The sequence below is a fragment of the Shewanella sp. HL-SH8 genome (genome assembly GCF_051165765.1).
GTDB lineage: Bacteria > Pseudomonadota > Gammaproteobacteria > Enterobacterales > Shewanellaceae > Shewanella > Shewanella glacialimarina.
In genome coordinates this window covers 1,181,221-1,199,547 of sequence record NZ_CP195039.1, presented here as the reverse complement: position 1 = coordinate 1,199,547, position 18,327 = coordinate 1,181,221, and the positions used below count along the sequence as shown (strand labels likewise).

The following is an 18,327-nucleotide window of genomic DNA, read 5'->3' as shown; positions in this document are numbered from 1 at the left end:
TTATACTCATGCAACCTATTATGCTTTCGTTTGGTAATGCTTACCGTTAAGTCGCTCAATAATTTGGGTTGCCGTTAAATCATGTACCACATTAATCACCGTCGACGCGGCATCGGTAATCGCCCCAAGCACCACTAAAATAGGGATAACTTCAAGTGGTAGGCCTAAAGTGGTCACAATAAAAATTTCACCTAAAAATGCTCCACCAGGTACGCCACCAATAATAAATGCCGACAAAACAGCAATCAAAACGGTAATCATAAAGACATCGGCACTGAAATCTAAGCCCAACAATGAATAAATAAACACTATCTTTAATGCGGTGATCATAGCTGCACCGCCTTTATTTAAATTAACTAATAAAGGCAAACTAATTTCAGCTATCTGCTCATTCAAACCCATCTTATTTGCACTGCGAATCGTCACAGGCAAGGTCGCTAACGATGAACTGGTACCTAACGCAGTGACTGCGGGTTCTAACATGTTCTGCCAAAAGCGCCTTATGCCTTCAACACCGCCACCCAGCCATGCATAAAATGTCGAGCCCACGGTTAAATAGAAAGCTGTCGCAATAAAAAACAGCCCAACAGCACGTGCAAATGTGCCCATTAATGCTGCATCTTGGCTTGCCATCGTTGCCGCAAAGTACGCCCCTAACCCTATCGGGGCGGCGTACATAATGATCGCAATAATCTTCATGATAACGGTATTAAGGCTATCTAATAAATCTGCCACTTTACGGCCATCCTCGCCTGACTGCCCTATGGCAATACCACTGATAACCGACATAATGATGAGCGCCAATATATTGGATTTAGACAACAAGCCAACAAAGTCATTGGTTGTTAATAGGCTGACAAAGTCCATACTGCCGCCAGTATTATCTACTGTTTCAGCTAATGCTAATGTCACCCCTTGTGCGGGATCAAATGCAGAGGCAAGTAGAATGATACCGATTGCGGGGATCATCGCCATCACAATGGAAACAGCCATAATAGAAATCAGAATTGCGCCTAACTTTTTTAAATCAGTCATGCGCGCAATAGAAGACATCACACTTACCGCCACCAGCGGCACTATGATCATAAAGAGTAAATTAAGAAAAATTTGCCCTATAGGTTTTAACTTTATGGCAAAGTCAGGCAGCCATAACCCTAGTGCGCCACCCATCATCAAAGCGGTTAATAATATTATTGAAGATTGATAAGCACGAAGCGTGTTCCACATATTGTTTCCAAGTGAGTGATTATAATCGACTCAAGTTAAGTAAAATTTAACCCATGCACAATGCTAAATGCCCTATGCAAAATACACACTAACACCCTGATTTTATCAATTGCCTTTATACATTTTCTGATAATTAGGCATGTATTCGAGCCAAAATGGCGGCGTACCTATATGCTCTTGTACGGCCTTAATAAACTCACTAATTAGCATAGTCGGTTTACGATGTGGATATATAGCATAAATGCCAGTATCTACTGTTGATAAGCCATATTCTGTCAGAAGTGGCACCAATTTAGATTCAATTATTGGTTTATCTAAATTAAATAAATCAATCATCGCATACCCTAATCCATCAGTGACGGCATTAATTAATGTGCGTACATCGCTGACATGGTAATTACCTTGCATCGTATACACCTTATAGCTATCGCTATCTGGCGGTGTGCTAAGTAACATTTGATCCAAGCACACATTACCATTGTTATAAATAACCGCAGGCAAGCGAATTAAAGCCTCTGGTGTTGCAGGTTGTCCGTGCTCTGCAATAAAAGCTTCTGAGGCTACAATGGCAAAGTGCGTTTTAGCGATTTTTTTAGCAACCAGATTAGAATCGGTTAATTTGCCTAACCGAAATGCCACATCGAAGTGTTCAGAAATAATATCGGCCCGTTTGTCATCTAACGACAAAGTCACTTTTACGTTTGGATATTGCTTCATAAATTGACTGATAACAGGTTGCAGATATTGCTGGCCAAAGTTAATCGACGAGGTAATACGAATATTGCCCCTAGGTTCAGATTGATAGGAGTCGGCAATATTTTGAATTTGAGTTAAAGTCTCCATGAGTACCTGAGCTTGTTCAAGTATATCTTCCCCTGCCGATGTTAATGAAAATGACCGAGTTGAGCGATTAAGTAACTGTACCCCTAAGTCCGCTTCCAGCTTTTTGATTTGCTTAGACAGTAACGAATTGTCCATATCATGGAGAGATGCGGCCTTACTAAACGAGCCTTGCTGCACTACATCTAAAAATAACCCAAGCCTTTTAGTTAATGAAGCCATTTAACCGCCTGCAATAATAAGTGGGTGAGATTAAGGGATAAATAAATCTACTATCACGCAAATAAAAACATAAAAAAACCAGTTGTTATTCAACTGGTTTTTAACACGCTAATCAAGTCACTATTGTGATAATTATCGTTAATTGATTATTCTAGCTAAGCTATCGCTAAATTCACCTACTTAGTTTCCGCTAGCTTAGCGGCAATATAAGTGTCAATCACTCGCTCAAGTAAATCCAGTGGCATAGCGCCATTCTTTAACACTGCATCATGAAACTCACGTAGGTCAAATTTATCCCCTAAGCTGTCTTTCGACTTTTGACGCAGCTCGAGAATTTTCATCATACCCACTTTGTAAGACGTCGCCTGCCCCGGCATGACAATATAGCGCTCAATTTCAGACACCACATCGCGTTCGGCGCGGCCGGTATTATTAGCCATATATTCAATAGCCTGCTCACGGGTCCACTTTTTAGCGTGTAATCCGGTATCGACAACTAACCTTACCGCTCGCAGTAACTCATCGGTTAAACGGCCAATATTATCCGCCGGTGTTTTTTGAAAACCTTGCTCATAGGCTAAACGTTCAGCATACAGTGCCCAACCTTCAATATAGGCGGTAAAAGGAGCAAAGCGGCGAATAAGCGGCATACCTTCCAGTTCCATCGCTATCGCTACTTGAAAATGATGCCCCGGGATACCTTCATGGTAAGCCAAAGTTCTCATCCCGTATTTAGGCGTGGTTTTGACATCATACAAGTTAGCGAAGAAGCGTCCTGGGCGAGATCCATCTAAAGATGGACCTTGATAATACGCACCTGGTGCTGTTTTCTCTTTAAATTCAGGAATACGCACTACTTCCATACCCGCTTTAGGACGAATGTTAAATGTATCGCCTAGCCCCTGGTCAATTTCATCTAAAATGGTTTGATAGTCTTTTAGAATTTGCGCACGGCCTTCATCTGAGTCTTCATAATAAAACTCAGGTCGGGCAGAAAACTCATTCATTGCGGCCAAATAGCCATTGGAAACATCAACGCCTTCGCCTTCAAAAATAGTCATCATTTCGAGATGAATGCGCGCCACTTCAGACAAACCTAAGTCATGGATATAGTCAGCGCTGTAGTCTGTTGTGGTAAAAAATCGCAATGCCAAATTATAGGCTTTATCTCCATCCGGTAAGCGCCAGTAACCATCATCAGTGCCCGCTTTAGTTTTTAAGTCATCAAAGTAATCAATAAACAAGCCATAGGCTGGGTAAACTGAATCACGAATAGCAACATCAGTTTGCGTTAGAATAGTTTGTTTATCTTGTTCGCTAAACGCCTCAGCTTTATCCATTTTAGTTTGTAATGAGGTATACAAAATATTCTCTGTCGCAGGCGTTGCAACAAAACCACGCATCTCATCTAACACGCGGTCAATCACAAATCTGGGTGGAATAATCCCCATTTGTTCACGCTTTTTCAGGCCAATTAAATACTGGCCAAATTTACGATTAACTTCGCCTAATCGCGATAAGTAATTTTGCGCATCTTCTAGGGTATTGACTTGATGAGTCGACTCCATAAAACTGGGGAAACCACTTTGAATACCAAACATCTGGTTAGCTGGGTAATTATGATATTGGTACTGTTCAAACTCATCCAACATATCCAGTAAATATAAAGCCACTTGTTTAGATATCTGTTGATTTTCATCTAAATCAGCATCTTGGTATTGCATCAATCCTTTACGAAATTCGGCTAGCTCATCAAACATGGCTTGATCTTTAGCAGGGTCGACATTATCTAGATGAGCGTTATGGCCTGTTATACCAACGGATTCGAGAAAGCCTAAGGAGGTTAATGTTTCAGGGTTTTCAAAGGCCATTTTAACCATTGCACGGTCTAAATAAACTCTAAACAAAAACGGTTTTTCTGCATACCATTCATGTGCAGCAAACCCGCCACCCAATGTCACCAGACCTAAGGTCCCTACACCAATCCATTTTAATGACTTTTTAATCATATCCCTGCCTTTTGAAATATCACATACCAAATTTATTATGGTTATCATTACACTTATAATGACAGCCAAAATGTTAACGATAAGTTAACACGCAATAAGTTAGCTTGCTGGATTTTATGCAATTTATGTCATTTAAAAAGTAACAGAGTGTTATATCGCTATAATTGACTTAACCGACTATCAATAACAAACCAACAAGACTCAAAACAATCTAAAACCAACTCGATAACAAAAATAGCAAAAATAACGTAACTGAATATTCAAAATTGAAAAACATAAACTATTATCGATTTTATATTTCCACAACAAGGGACTTCACGTAGTATTTGCCTAATAGCCAAAGTTACTTGATTGCATACTGAATAGCATTAGCAACAAACAAAGCAAATACCCAAACTGAGTAACCAAAAGTAGCGACTAAAGATGAAGAAACAAAATGAATATCAACATTCACAAGCTGATGCAGAAGCTGAAACGCTTTCACTCGAGAGCTTGCTTGCATCTGTAGAACAAACTGAAAACCTTGCCAACGACGCATTAAATCCAACCCATGAAGAAATTGAAAAAGCCAATGATCGCCGCGACTATATTGTTTATCTCACTATTAAAGGAGTCAATGTTACTTCTATGGAGATAATCGCAAATATTGCGAGGAAGTTTGATTGTGATCCCAACCAAATTATTGAAGATATACATTCTTTAACTGACAAAGACACCTGGAAACAACATAAAAAACGTTTGAAAGACAGAGTTAACGGTCAAATTAATCGCAGATCAGCGCTCACCGTTGCTAGAAAAAACGATATTTCAAATAAAATGCTACAGTCATTCTCTTTTAATGCTGAAACATTACTTCACTTATCAAGTCAGTTTGAATGCCGTCCGGTACATATTGTCGATGATATTCGCCACTTCAAAAAGTTTTCTACTCAAAAACAGTTTTTTATTGACCAGCGAAGTAAAGCACCGATGATCCGTGCCCTGACACGTTTTGCGCGTTTTAATATTCAATATTAGTTTATCAATGGTAAGTTAATAATATATTGCCAACCTTATGCCCCCTCATTTTCCCTCTTGCAGTATTCTTAAGCTCAAATTAATAGACAAGGTCTACATTATAAACTTTGCTAACAATTGATAAGTTGACATTTTGGGTCAGTCTTAGAAAATCAAGCAGACTTTATAACGACAATTCTATAATAAAAAGCCCAGAAAGGAAGACGATAACAATGAGAAAATCCTTAATTGCCATCGCATTAGCAGGTACATTTTTAACTGCATGTGGCACATCAGACCCTAAGCAAACTAACAGCGCTATTGTAAAAGCCACACCTGCAGCAAAGGCTGAGTTAGGTGAATTTGGCATTGATTTAACCGCCCGTAACGAAGCGATTAAGCCTGGCGATGACTTTTTTATGTATGCCAGTGGCACTTGGTATGACAACTTCGAAATGCCAGCAGATAAAACCCGCTATGGCGCATTCAGCCTATTGGCAGAACGCAGTGAAGATCAGGTTAAAGCGATTATCGATGATATTACCAGTCGACAAAATTTAACCCCTGAAGAGCAATTAATTGCCAATTTTTACCATGCTTACATGGATACAGACACCATCAATAAACTTGGCGTATCACCTATCCAGGCAACGCTTGATCAAATTAATGCCATTAAAAACACTGATGATTTAACAAAAGTGTTTGGTAATGCTTGGCTTAGCGATGCTGACTCACCTATATCTGGCGGCATGTGGTTTAACAGACTTGACCCTGATCAATATGAATTCACTATTGGCGCAAGCGGTTTAGGACTTCCCGACCGCTCATATTATTTAGAAGACACTGAGCGCTTTAGTCACATTCGCAGTGCTTATGTGAGTCATATTGCTGAAATGCTTGCATTTGCAGGTATCAAAGATGGCCAGGCCCGTGCTGAAGCTATCTTGGCGCTTGAAATCCAAATTGCACAAGGTCAGTGGCCACGTGAAAAACGTCGCGATCGTGACCTGACACTTAATCAAATCAAACGTGCTGATTTAGCAAAAGAGTATCCAGACTTTAATTGGGATCTTTTCTTTGAACAAACGGGTTACAGTATTCCACAACTAAATGTGGCTCAGCCAGAGCCCATTAAGGCTATGATTGTATTAATTAATCAGCAGCCAATTAATGTGTGGCAGGATTATTTAACCTACCATACCCTAAGCAATAACGCCGGTTTGCTCGCAGAAGAGCTGTTTAACGCTAACTTTGCTTTTTATGGCAAAGAGCTAGATGGACAAGAAGAGCCTCGTCCACGCTGGAAACGTGCCGTTGATGAAATGTCAGCCACTGAATCACTGGGGTTCGCTATTGGTAAAGTGTATGTTGAACGGTATTTCCCTGAATCATCAAAAGCAAAGATGGCCGATTTAGTTGAAAACCTTCGTACAGCGCTAGGGCAACGTATTGATGGTTTAGATTGGATGAGTGGCGACACAAAAGTCAATGCCCACGCTAAACTGGCGGCATTTAAGCCTAAAATTGGCTATCCGGATGTATGGCAAACATTTGATGGTTTAACCCTTTCAAACCAAGATTTAGTAGGCAATATCCATAAACTACGTCAATATTTTCATGCTGACAGCGTAGCGACCGAACTTGAAAAAACAGACCGCAATCGTTGGGGTATGACACCGCAATATGTTAATGCTTACTACAACAGTTCATTTAATGAAATTGTGTTCCCTGCCGCTATTTTACAACCGCCATTTTTTGACCCTAATGCAGACCCAGCAGTTAACTATGGCAGTATTGGTGCGGTGATAGGTCATGAGATGGGCCACGGGTTTGATGACCAAGGCTCTAAATCAGATGCCAATGGTATTCAACGTAACTGGTGGACAGATTCTGATCGCGCTGCATTTGAAGCAAAAGCTGATCAACTCGCCGCACAATACAGTCTATACGAGCCAATTACGGGTCATTTTGTCAATGGTCGCAATAGCCTAGGTGAAAATATTGGCGATGTAGGTGGCTTATCTATGGCTTACCACGCTTACCAGATAAGCTTAAATGGTAAAGAAGCTCCGGTTATTAATGGCGTCACGGGCGATCAACGTTTCTTCCTTGCATGGGCACAAGTGTGGAAAGAAAAGCGTACCGAACAAAGTATGTTAAGCCAACTGAAAGCTGGCACCCATGCACCGGGTCATTACCGTGCATTAGCGCCTCGTAACCACGACGCTTGGTACAAAGCGTTTGATGTTAAACCTGGCGACAAGCTATATTTACCTGAAGATCAACGCGTACGTATTTGGTAGTAGATATGGGTATAGGTTGGCATAGTTTCGTGCCCGCTTGTTAAAGTATTCAACTAATCAGTAGCAACATAATTAAAATGCCAGTCAGCGAGTTGACTGGCATTTTTTTATTTAACCTCAGCTCGGGGTAAGAGATGAATAAACGGTATTGAAATAGCCAAAATTCAACTGTTTATCCTCAAACTTGAGCTTTGCGCTGTTAACAAGGCGAATTTATGCGTCAATAGCGAGCTATTGCAAATGAATTCAACGCAGTTAGCGGGGCAAAGATCTGTTTGATATGCATTTATTATCCCGAGCTGAGGTTATTTAGTCCATCACAGCTTCTAAGGTAGAAATTAAACTTTAGATGTTATCCATTGACGTCAACCACAATTCGACCTCTGATTTTACCCGCCATTAATTCTTCGGCTGCTTGTATTACTCCGTTCAGATTGATCTCTGTGGAAATATTATCAAACATAGCCTGTTCACTCGGATTAGCGAAAATCTCGCCTAAACGCTGCCAGGCTTCTTCTCTATCACTAATAGGGCGCATAACACTGTCAATACCAGCCAATGTCACCCCTCGTAGAATAAATGGCATAACGGTTGCGGGCAGATCCATACCTTGAGCTAAACCACAGGCAGCAACAGTGCCACCGTATTTTATACTCGCGCAAATATTGGCCAGAGTGTGACTACCAACAGAATCAACCGCTCCCGCCCAACGCTCTTTGGCTAAGGGACGCCCTGGTTCAGAGAGTAATTGACGATCAATAACCTCTTTGGCCCCTAAGCCTTTTAGATAATCAACTTGATCAGCACGCCCTGTGGACGCAACGACCTGGTAACCTAGCTTAGCTAAAATGGCGATAGCAAAACTGCCGACGCCGCCATTAGCGCCGGTAACTAATATTTCACCTTTATCAGGAGTCACACCATTTTTTTCTAATGCTATGACACATAGCATGGCGGTATATCCCGCTGTGCCAATGGCCATTGTTTGGCGAGCAGAAAACGCTTTAGGCAGCTTAATAAGCCAGTCACTTTTTAATCGCGCTTTTTGGGCAAGTCCACCACAATGTACTTCACCCACACCAAAACCATTTAATAAAACGGTATCGCCGACGACAAACTTATTACTATCAGATTGTGCCACTACGCCGACTAAATCAATCCCTGGCACCATAGGAAACTGTCTTACAACTGGGCCTTTACCCGTAATCGCTAAGCCATCTTTGTAGTTCAATGTGCTGTATTGGACGTTAACCGTAACATCACCTTCTGGTAAAGCTGACTCATCAATATCTTTTACTGCTGCGCGATAACCTTGCTCGTCTTTCTCAATTAACATGCCACGAAACATAAAACCTCCAATTAGACCGATCGTCTATTTAAATGTAAAAAATTTTATAAAACCAATTCATGTTTCTATTAATACTACCTATTCACGGCTCATGACAAGCAAGTCTAGATAAGTGTATTTAATGGAAACTTTTCATAAAAAAATCATAATAATCTTGTAAAGGTTGTGTATTTTGGACTAGCTTTGCTCGGCTGACAGCCCCTTCCCAACCGACCCAAAAAATTTCAGCTAACTTATCGCAATTAATAGACTGACTAATCTCATTATTAACTTGTGCGAGGGTAAAACACAGGGACAATCGCTGCTGCCAACTCGCAAAAACAGTAATCAATTGCTGACGATAGCTCTCTGGCAGTAAATCGACTTCTTGACCTAAATTGCCAATCAAACACCCACGCTTAAAATGGTACTTTTCCATGCCAAGCTTAGCTTTATCAACAAATAAACTGAGCCGGTGGAGTGCGGGTAAAGACTCATCGGACAAACACTTATCTAATTGATACATAAAATAGCCAGCGTAGTTTTCAATCACAATTTGGCCGAAAACTTCTTTGCTGGAAAAATAGTGATAGAACGACCCCTTAGGCACGCCCACTCTTTTTAAAATAAGATCAATACCCGAGCCAGCAAAACCGGTTTCAGTCAATTGCTCTAGGCCGCTGCGGATTAATGCCGCTTTAGTATCTTGATTGTCACGGTTGGCTTTTGGAGGGCGACCACGACGAGGCTTTACTGTTTCTATGTTCATCACCAATAATAGACCGATCGTCTCATTAAATACCAGTCATAAATATTCTGAATGTGGTTAGCAATACAATTCCTCGCTTAAGGTCAACAATTTGATAGCAGATTTAATGACTCAACACCACTCACCAACTTAGCGCATCTGACCCACCACAATAAAACACGGACTAAATAAGCTTTTTTAGTCCGTGTCAGGTTATGCTAATTACAATACGGTAAAGATATCTTTTATCGGTAAACGTGATTTAGGCAGACCATGATTATAATCCTCGCCCTCTTTGTGATATCCAATGGCTAATGCCACCTCAACCACATAACCGTTTAATTCTTGCTTAAACTCTTCACCAATAAGCTCAGAGTCAACACCCTCCATAGGAGTTGAATCTATCCCTAAACGCCCTAATACATGCAGAGTATTGCCTAAGGCAATATAGGTTTGAGCCTTAGTCCATTCGCCATTAAAGCCAGCGTCATTAGTATTAGCTTCAGCAAAGGCAAAGGCACCATTAAGCATATTGTCATACATGTCTGCCGGCAAATGACCTGAGGACACTTCAACATCAACAACCTTGCGGTAATCATCTTTGGTATAAGCAGGATTATGTGCAAATAGAATAATATGTGAAGCTTCAGTTGCATGCGGCTGATTGAATTGATACTTGTTTGCAAAAGTATTATGCAAACGCTGCTTTGCCGCATCACTTTCAATAATAATGAACTTCCAAGGCTGCGAGTTAATTGAAGACGCGGATAAACGCATAGCTTGTTGTAGCACTGCAATATTTTCAGAAGAGATACGTTTATTTGAATCGTATTTTTTTACGGTATAACGACGTTCTAAATCTTGAATAATTGGGTGAGACATGGATGATTTCCTCATAGTGCTAGGTCAATGAGGAGAATAATAAAGGATTTAACACTGGTTTATTAGTACCGTTAAATCCAATATTAATGGACAATTTATACCTTAATAAAATGTCCATATCACTTGAAAACTAGTACGAAATCGCATCTGAAATTGGAATGTAGTGCCTTATTTGTCACCTAAAGTATTTACAGCAAAGCGCCTGATAATTGAACGAACTGCTGTAACGGAATCATGTAAATCATGACTCATTTGTAAAGATGTTTCCGATGACTCGTTGGTCGCTTCTGAAGCATCAGCTATTTCAATAATTTGCTGATTAATATGCTCCGCTACCGCACTTTGCTCCTCAACTGCTGCAGACATATCCATTGATAATTGAGTAATTAGCTCAACAGAATCACTGGTAGAAATCAGCTTCAACCTTGTTTTTTCAACAATTTCAACGCCTTGGGCAGCGGCTTGTTCACCTTTACCTGAAACTTCAAGTGCATTTTCAGCTCGTTGAGAAAGTATTTTTACAATATCGTGAATTTTATCTGTAGATTCACGGGTTTTTGAAGCTAATGCGCGTACTTCATCAGCTACTACACTGAACCCTCGGCCTTGTTCTCCAGCTCTAGCCGCTTCAATCGCTGCGTTTAAGGCAAGTAAATTAGTTTGATCAGCAATATTAGAAATTAAGCTCGCGGCTTGGCTAATTTCATTAGTTGAATCAACAAGCTCTTTAACCGTTTTAGCAATGTCTGTAACGGATATATTTAAATTATCTATCGATGCTTTGGCGGAATTGGCTAACTCAGCACCTTCTTGAACCGTGACCTGAGCTTGTTTTGCACTTGATGCATTGCGCTCGACATTCCCCGCAACCTCTTGAATTGCGGTAGACATTTGAGTAATTGCCGAAGCAATTTGTTGAGTTGAATGACTTTGTAGCGCCACGGCTTTTGCGGTGGTTTTAGCCTGCGCTTGTGTTTTATCTGCAATAACATCTAAAGAACGAGCCGAATCTTCAATTCGAGTGAGTGCGGTTCTACAACGGGCGATTTCAGAACCTAACGCAAGCTTTGCTCTTGCCTTTCCCCCTAGGTCATCAAAAAAAGTCATCGCGACAAGTAAGTCGTTAAATGAATCAGGACTTAAGGTATACAGTTCACGCCAATCGGACTCATTACGATAATAAGTCCAAATACACGATATCAGCATAGTCACTAGAATTAAAATACATTCAATTCCACCTCCCATGACAGCCGCTACAACACTCAATAGCATTAATGGTAACCAAACAGGTGTTAAAGACTTAATCAGTTGAAACGCATTGGCAATTATCTTTCTAGGAGGTAAATTATTTCTTAATCTGGCATACATGGTCTCTGCGCGTGCAATTTCAGATGGAAGAGCACTCACTCTGACTGATTCATACCCAACGACTTTATTGTTCTCGAACACTGGGGTTACAAACGCACTGACCCAATAATGATCACCATTCTTACGTCTATTTTTTACCAGTCCCATCCACACTTTTCCACTAGAAATGCAGGACCACATTTCTTTAAACACTGCGCTAGGCATATCGGGGTGTCGAATAAGATTATGCGGTTTTCCAATCAACTCTTCACGTGTAAAACCGCTTACTTCAACAAATTCATCATTACAATAGGTAATATGGCCGCGGGCATCTGTACCAGAAATCAATCTAAAATGAGGCTTAAAAACGTGCAGCTTTTGTGTTACGGGTTGATTGTCACGCATATTACATCCTTGATATTTAGTCTAAAATACACTCTATGTCAGTAAAATATAGTCTAAATGGCAAATATTGAGATCTTCAGACCAACTTAGTGACTGTTAATTAAAAATCTTATTACCTGTATTTATAGCAATCGTCGGCAAAAGTGACTTTATGCATTATAGGCTTGAAACCATACTGAAAAATATTTAGTCGCTTCGTGGTCAACTCTCTGATCTAAAGCTCAATCATAATATCGATTAATTGTGCATTATCTTCATCCGAGTCAAAGGTCGCAAATAGCAATTTTGTGCCTTTAGTTACCATCACACTGTCAAAATTATCTTCTGCATTTGGATACAGCTTTAACAAATCAGACTTCAAAACTGGAATGTTATAACGTGCAAGCACAAGGTTAAAATCCTGTTTACTTTGCTCTTTAATAATAGATTCCGTTACTCTGATTCTGTTAACAATCCCCTTATCATTGACACCAAAAAGTAGATTTTCATTAGCAATAACCCAAACACCGTCAGCATTTAAGTTAACTTGGTTACTCCGCTGTTGATCGTCTAGCTGGTACATATCTTCGGTATTCATAGTAAAAAAATGGCTAACTTCAATAGAGTCTGTCGCGGTAAAATTAATATTTGCAGACTTTTTTTTATCACCTGATGGCAATATTGTAAAACCATTCAATAGAAGCTCAGCGTCCTTATAGAGATCGACTTTAAAACTTTCAAAGTTTAAAAATAGTTGGGATGTGTCGCTATACACAATGGTCTCATCACCGTGCTGAACCAAATCGAGATTTTGGTTAACACTTTGATATGTGTCTCTATAATTGACATCGTTAATAAACCAATTATCAATATCATAGTTTTCACTAAACGCGATGAGATTTGTGCCATGGCTATTTAGAATAGCCTCATTTTTAGCAATACCTATCACTTTATTACTCTTTACATAAAACCATAGACTTCTGCCATAACCCAATATTTGGGTACCATCATGGTCTAATAATCTAATACTTTCAGGCCCCATTTGGGCTTTTAATATTGATAGCGGATCACCTAACATAACGCCATAAGCACCATTGACAGACACGCTTGCGCTAGGCGGCTTATGTTTATCGGCACTGATCATTAAAGATTGACTATTTGGTACAGCCAACACTACTGACGTATCGGATAATAGAACTCTCATACCATTACTACCAAAGGGAGTCCGCTTAGTCGTAAGCTCCTTGTTATCACAAAGTGTAATGTTTTTTGCTTCTATATTGACGTTGATTTTATAATTGTCGTATTTATCTTCATCACTATTACCGGCCACTTTTTTAACAAAATCTAAGGTGAATAGTTGCTCAATAATAATGGCTTCAGCACCTGATTTTTTGCCATTTTGCTGAGCCACTAACAATGCATTTTTTATTGATTGCTCTCTAAAATCATCAGCATTTAGCTTAGTAGTTACATCATCATTTTCATCATTTATAAAAGTTAACTGCTGATGATATTCACTTAAAATGATCGGTTCACACTTGGGTAAATAATCAAGAATAGCTGGTAGCTCGCTTGCGAACGCGATATTAGACAGGCATGTGGACAAAATTGCATAGCGTAGTGGTTTAAACATAAATCATCCTTGAGAGTGTTTTTAGATCAACTATTCCATTTTAAAGTATGACCTTTTACTAACATTAGACCTAATATGTAGTACGTTTAAATATCGATAACGATTAAACATCTGAAATATTTGTAAAAATTTTTATTAATGTTGAAGAACAAATTTATAGATAATCACATAAAATATCAATGTTAAAAAAACATAACATAATATGAAAATCCATTGAAATATGGCGTGGGTTAATCCTGTTATAAAGGACCTAATGCGTGAACATTAAATTTGTTATTTATGGATTAGTGACACTTACGGTCATTACTGATGTTTTTGCCGATGAAGCAGCAGCCGTTTTTAAATGGCCGAAACCATATAAGGCTGCCGTGAGCCTTTCATATGATGATGCGTTGAATAGCCAGTTAATAAATGCAGTTCCTGCGCTAGATAAATATGGCTTTAAAGCGTCATTCTACCTTACGCTTTCAAACCCAAGCTTGACCACCAACATCGAACAATGGCGTCAAGTCGATACCAATGGTCATGAACTGGGCAATCACACCCTGTACCATCCTTGTCGTAAATCCATATCTGGGCGAGATTGGGTGATGCCATATCATGATTTAGATACCAAGGTAATCCGTCACATACGTCAAGAAGTGTTGTTAGCCAATACGCTGCTTCACGCTATCGATAATAAAAACAGTCGCACTTTCACTCCACCATGTGGTGATTTTAATGTATCTGATGGTAATTATATTAACACTATTAGAGACTTTTTTATCGCGATTAAAGGATATAACCCTCAATACGACCCCAAGTTTGTACTTCACTAAATTCAATCATTCAGGGTTATATCAATTAGATTTACACACAGGTAGTGAAACACTATTAATTAATGACTTTCCGATTGCAGGGTGGAGACATTGGCAATTACGTGATAGTAAAATTTAATATTTGCTAGGTAAAAAGTATAAGGAATTAAATCTAAAAAATTCAGAGACACAAATACTTTTTGAATTTACAGGACGCATGCCTAATAACTGCAATATGGCTTATAAGCACAATTTTTTCGCATGTGACCAAATAGAGTTAAGTCAAAGTAACGTTTGGCAACTTCAGCTGTCGAAGTAATTTAACGGACCGCTTTAAAAAACTGGTAAAATGAGCTTGTCTGCAAGTAGTAACCAGTTACTGCTAACTTGTGCTTTCACTCTAGTGCAACTATATATAAAATAGCTTTATTGGATTATTTAGTGTGGGAAGCATATGAAAACGACTGTAGTTTTTGCCTTTTTTTTGCTTATTGCCTCAACATCCCTTAGTGCTAAAATACCGTCAGAAATCACTTTAGCGACAACAAATTGGCCCCCATATACTTCCGGAAGCTCGCCTGATAAGCCAGGTATTGTGTATGAATATATAACCGAGATCCTAGCCAAGAATGGTATCACCTTACGCATTGAACGCTATCCTTGGTCGCGGGCAATCAAAATGGCAAATGATGATAATGATATTCACGGTTTACTAACAGCAGTATATGAAGAAGCCCCCAAGTTACTGTTTACCCGAACTCCAGTTATGAACTACAAAGTAAACTTCTATACGGCTATAGATAATCACTGGCTGTATCAAGATCAACGATCACTCAATTCAATGCCTTCTCCCTTGTGCATTATTTTAGGTTATGGCTACGGATCGCCAATAGATGAGTTTATTCACGATGAAGCAAATAAAACCAGACTCCATATTTTAACGGGTGGCAATGCACAGCAAAGACTGGTCAAAATGCTTGAATACAAGCGTGTGGCCGTGATTATTGAAGATGAGTTAGTAATTGAAAGCTATACAAAAAAATCTACTAATATTCGCTTTGCTGGCACCTTAAGTGATTCTCCGTTTTACCTTGCGTTTAATCCTAATTTGAATTGGAGTAGAGATATCGTCGAATTACTTAATCAAGAATTGGCCGAACCTGAAAATTTACAACGACTACAGCAGTTAGTTAGCGACTACACCAGCAAGCAACAATAACACTACTACCAAAAACATTAATAATCTGCTTTGTATAATCCAATAAAAGCCTTCATTGCGGCGCTGTTAGCTAATACTCTTTGATCAAAATTTTGCTGACCTGGTGTTTCAGTACATGCACCAAATTTAGCCCCAAGCTTGACTAAAAAAGACTCAAATGATGAGTCAAAATGATTAAATATCACCCCATTTCTTACGGGACAATCATCAATATCACCATCTTGCGCTAGCGCAAAATATTGTGCTAGCGCATCTCGTAAACTAAAACTGAAAGTTCCAGGCGAGCAATTTGATTCAAATGAATATAAATAAGTAGCACTAAGCAACACATCTTCGTGACATGTCAGCACACCGTCTCGACTTAACTTTGCTAATAAATCAGCATGCTGAAGTAATAATTTACCTTCTACAGAGGTATATTGATTCGATTTGGGTTGCTGCTGTTCAAGCAAAAATCCCCTATTGGGATTTTCACCAAATAAATTGAACCTTTGCCCGTGACTAAATCCGCTTGGGTTAACTAAGGGTAACAAACTCAAGTTAAGATATTCTAAGATGTCATCAGGAAGTTGTTGTAAAAAGTGGAGCATTCCCCATGGACCAGCTGCCTCTTCGCCATGAAAGCCTGCGCAAATTAACACTGAAGGTAAATCATTCTTTGGCGTACTTGATTGATACAGACAAATAGGCAAATCATCTACCGATCCTAAAGTCATTTGATTAAAGCGTAAACGCGCTATTTCAGTGGCGAGTTTAGCGCTAAATAGATCAACATCATTACTCTGACAATTGTATATGTCGCAAGCCCAGAAATAGGCTTGATTCATAGTATTAGTCATACAAAACCCCTGAAAAAACACTTAAAATATAATAGCAATGACGTATTCTATCGTAGCGGTTAATAATAGAATAGTCATAGGTCATACTTTCAGCTAACACATCAATTTGCATATCACTTCAGTGTTTTCAGATAAACACTTTGGTTAACATCATTTTTATTATTTGAGTCATGTCTATGTCGTCAACAGGTACATCATTACAGCCAGCTCAACAAGATTTAAGCTTGTTAGAGCAGCCTGTTGCAAAACTTTTTTGGCGCTATTCAATACCGACTATAGCGTCAATGTTAATTACCGGTATTTATGTTGCCATCGATGGTATGTTTGTTGGCCACTATTTGGGTGAGACAGGATTAGCAGGGATGATGTTAGCTTACCCTGTCGGTGCCATTTTATATGCTGTAGGGGCCTTAATAGGAATGGGCAGCGCAGCCCTTGTATCAATGAACCTTGGTAAGGGTAATATTATCAAGGCTCGGCATATTTTGGGTAATGCATTCAGTTTATGTTTACTGGCTGGATTATTTTTTGCCGTTTGTGGGAGCCTGTTTGCCAAAGACATCTTGATTGCACTAGGAGCCGAGGGGGAGGTATTACACAGTGCCCATGACTATTTATTCTGGTACTTTGCCCTGAGCCATTTTCCTATTATGTCTTTAGCTTTTACAGCACTATTACGTAACGATGGTAGGCCGCATTTTGTCACCTGTGTACTTATTACTGGTGGCATATTAAATACCTTTTTAGATTGGTTATTTATAGTGGTATATCCCTTTGGCCTAGCAGGTGCGGCGATAGCCACCATGTTAAGTCAAGCCGTAACTGGCTTATTGTGCTTACAGCATTTTTTTGGCACTAAAACGCAATTAAAAATCAATTGGTCGCAAATGCGGCTTCGAGCAGAGCATTGCATCGATATTACTAAGACGGGTTTTCCGAGCTTTTTAATGAATTTGTACTTATCGATAGTCCTTACTCTTCACAATACCGCCTTACTCTGGGTAGGCGCCCCTTTACATGTTGCGGTTTATGGCGTCATTAGTTATACCGAGGCAATCTTCTATTTGGTTTTTGAAGGGATTGCTTTTGGCACCCAGCCTATCTTTAGCTTTAATGCTGGCGCAGGTCGCTACGACAGGGTCAAAGAGGCTCGCCACATTGCATTTAGTATGACTTTACTGGTCGCCGTTATTGGGCTTATTTTAATTTACACTCGCCCACAGTGGATGGTGTATCTTTTTGCCGGGAATAACCCTGAATTAACCCCTGTGGCGATTGAAGGGTTACGATGGTATTTTTGGGGACTGCCTATGGAAGGGTTATTACTTGTTGGAGCGAGTTTTTTCCAAGCTATTGGTGCTACCAAAGAGTCTGCTATTTTAACGGGGTTAAAATTAATATTAATTGCCGCGGTAATTTACCTTTTTGCATGGGCATTCGGTGTTTTCGGTGTATGGATTTCACTCGCGAGTTGCAGCGTGGTACTGACGATATGGATGTTGTTTGCCATTAAACGAGTCGACAAATATAGAATGGGAGCTTAGAGAAATA

The 18,327-nt window shown here is 39.6% G+C and carries 14 protein-coding genes; 5 read left to right on the top strand and 9 right to left on the bottom strand.

Annotation, left to right across the window (positions count from 1 at the left end; translation table 11 throughout):
- Positions 1-18: 18 nt before the first annotated feature.
- The 3 genes from ACRWQN_RS05380 to ACRWQN_RS05370 all read right to left on the bottom strand — a co-directional run bounded on the left by ACRWQN_RS05380 (position 19) and on the right by ACRWQN_RS05370 (position 4,298).
- Positions 19-1,227 (bottom strand): dicarboxylate/amino acid:cation symporter, encoded by a 1,209-nt coding sequence (locus tag ACRWQN_RS05380; protein ID WP_434940027.1) that lies wholly within the window; start codon positions 1,225-1,227, stop codon positions 19-21.
- Between the two features lie 105 nt (positions 1,228-1,332).
- A complete protein-coding gene (locus tag ACRWQN_RS05375; RefSeq protein ID WP_434928339.1) occupies positions 1,333-2,289 on the bottom strand; it encodes a LysR substrate-binding domain-containing protein in 957 nt (318 codons plus the stop codon).
- 176 nt (positions 2,290-2,465) lie between these two features.
- Positions 2,466-4,298, bottom strand: coding sequence for a DUF885 domain-containing protein (locus ACRWQN_RS05370; RefSeq protein ID WP_434940026.1), 1,833 nt, complete (start codon positions 4,296-4,298; stop codon positions 2,466-2,468).
- Positions 4,299-4,721: 423 nt separating this feature from the next.
- Between ACRWQN_RS05370 and ACRWQN_RS05365 the strand changes: the two genes are divergently transcribed.
- Both ACRWQN_RS05365 and ACRWQN_RS05360 read left to right on the top strand, forming a co-directional pair.
- The gene (locus tag ACRWQN_RS05365; RefSeq protein WP_434930456.1) at positions 4,722-5,315 is read left to right on the top strand and encodes a hypothetical protein; all 594 of its coding nucleotides are present in this window, start codon (positions 4,722-4,724) and stop codon (positions 5,313-5,315) included.
- Positions 5,316-5,527: 212 nt separating this feature from the next.
- Positions 5,528-7,597 (top strand): M13 family metallopeptidase, encoded by a 2,070-nt coding sequence (locus ACRWQN_RS05360; protein WP_434940025.1) that lies wholly within the window; start codon positions 5,528-5,530, stop codon positions 7,595-7,597.
- Positions 7,598-7,949: 352 nt separating this feature from the next.
- Here the strand turns inward: ACRWQN_RS05360 and acuI are convergent, their stop codons facing one another.
- From acuI to ACRWQN_RS05335, 5 genes are all read right to left on the bottom strand, one after another.
- Positions 7,950-8,945 carry an acrylyl-CoA reductase (NADPH) gene (gene acuI, locus ACRWQN_RS05355; protein ID WP_434940023.1) on the bottom strand — a complete coding sequence of 332 codons (996 nt, stop codon included), beginning with the start codon at positions 8,943-8,945 and terminating at the stop codon, positions 7,950-7,952.
- A 118-nt stretch (positions 8,946-9,063) separates the two neighbouring features.
- Entirely contained in the window at positions 9,064-9,693 is a 630-nt protein-coding gene (gene acuR, locus ACRWQN_RS05350; RefSeq protein ID WP_434940022.1) for an acrylate utilization transcriptional regulator AcuR, read from the bottom strand.
- A 201-nt stretch (positions 9,694-9,894) separates the two neighbouring features.
- On the bottom strand, positions 9,895-10,554 hold the full coding sequence (locus ACRWQN_RS05345) for a nitroreductase family protein (RefSeq protein ID WP_434940021.1): 660 nt from the start codon (positions 10,552-10,554) through the stop codon (positions 9,895-9,897).
- Between the two features lie 168 nt (positions 10,555-10,722).
- A complete protein-coding gene (locus ACRWQN_RS05340; RefSeq protein ID WP_434940019.1) occupies positions 10,723-12,306 on the bottom strand; it encodes a methyl-accepting chemotaxis protein in 1,584 nt (527 codons plus the stop codon).
- 214 nt (positions 12,307-12,520) lie between these two features.
- The gene (locus tag ACRWQN_RS05335) at positions 12,521-13,921 is read right to left on the bottom strand and encodes a hypothetical protein (RefSeq protein WP_434940018.1); all 1,401 of its coding nucleotides are present in this window, start codon (positions 13,919-13,921) and stop codon (positions 12,521-12,523) included.
- A gap of 257 nt (positions 13,922-14,178) precedes the next feature.
- Between ACRWQN_RS05335 and ACRWQN_RS05330 the strand changes: the two genes are divergently transcribed.
- Both ACRWQN_RS05330 and ACRWQN_RS05325 read left to right on the top strand, forming a co-directional pair.
- Positions 14,179-14,739 carry a polysaccharide deacetylase family protein gene (locus tag ACRWQN_RS05330; protein WP_434940017.1) on the top strand — a complete coding sequence of 187 codons (561 nt, stop codon included), beginning with the start codon at positions 14,179-14,181 and terminating at the stop codon, positions 14,737-14,739.
- Between the two features lie 433 nt (positions 14,740-15,172).
- Positions 15,173-15,937, top strand: a complete 765-nt coding sequence (locus ACRWQN_RS05325) for a substrate-binding periplasmic protein (protein WP_434940016.1) — start codon at positions 15,173-15,175, stop codon at positions 15,935-15,937.
- A gap of 17 nt (positions 15,938-15,954) precedes the next feature.
- Here ACRWQN_RS05325 and ACRWQN_RS05320 read toward each other — a convergent pair whose 3' ends face one another.
- The gene (locus ACRWQN_RS05320; RefSeq protein WP_434940015.1) at positions 15,955-16,776 is read right to left on the bottom strand and encodes a M14 family metallopeptidase; all 822 of its coding nucleotides are present in this window, start codon (positions 16,774-16,776) and stop codon (positions 15,955-15,957) included.
- A 176-nt stretch (positions 16,777-16,952) separates the two neighbouring features.
- Here ACRWQN_RS05320 and ACRWQN_RS05315 point away from each other — a divergent pair, with 176 nt between their 5' ends.
- Positions 16,953-18,320 carry an MATE family efflux transporter gene (locus tag ACRWQN_RS05315; protein ID WP_434940013.1) on the top strand — a complete coding sequence of 456 codons (1,368 nt, stop codon included), beginning with the start codon at positions 16,953-16,955 and terminating at the stop codon, positions 18,318-18,320.
- Positions 18,321-18,327: the final 7 nt, after the last annotated feature.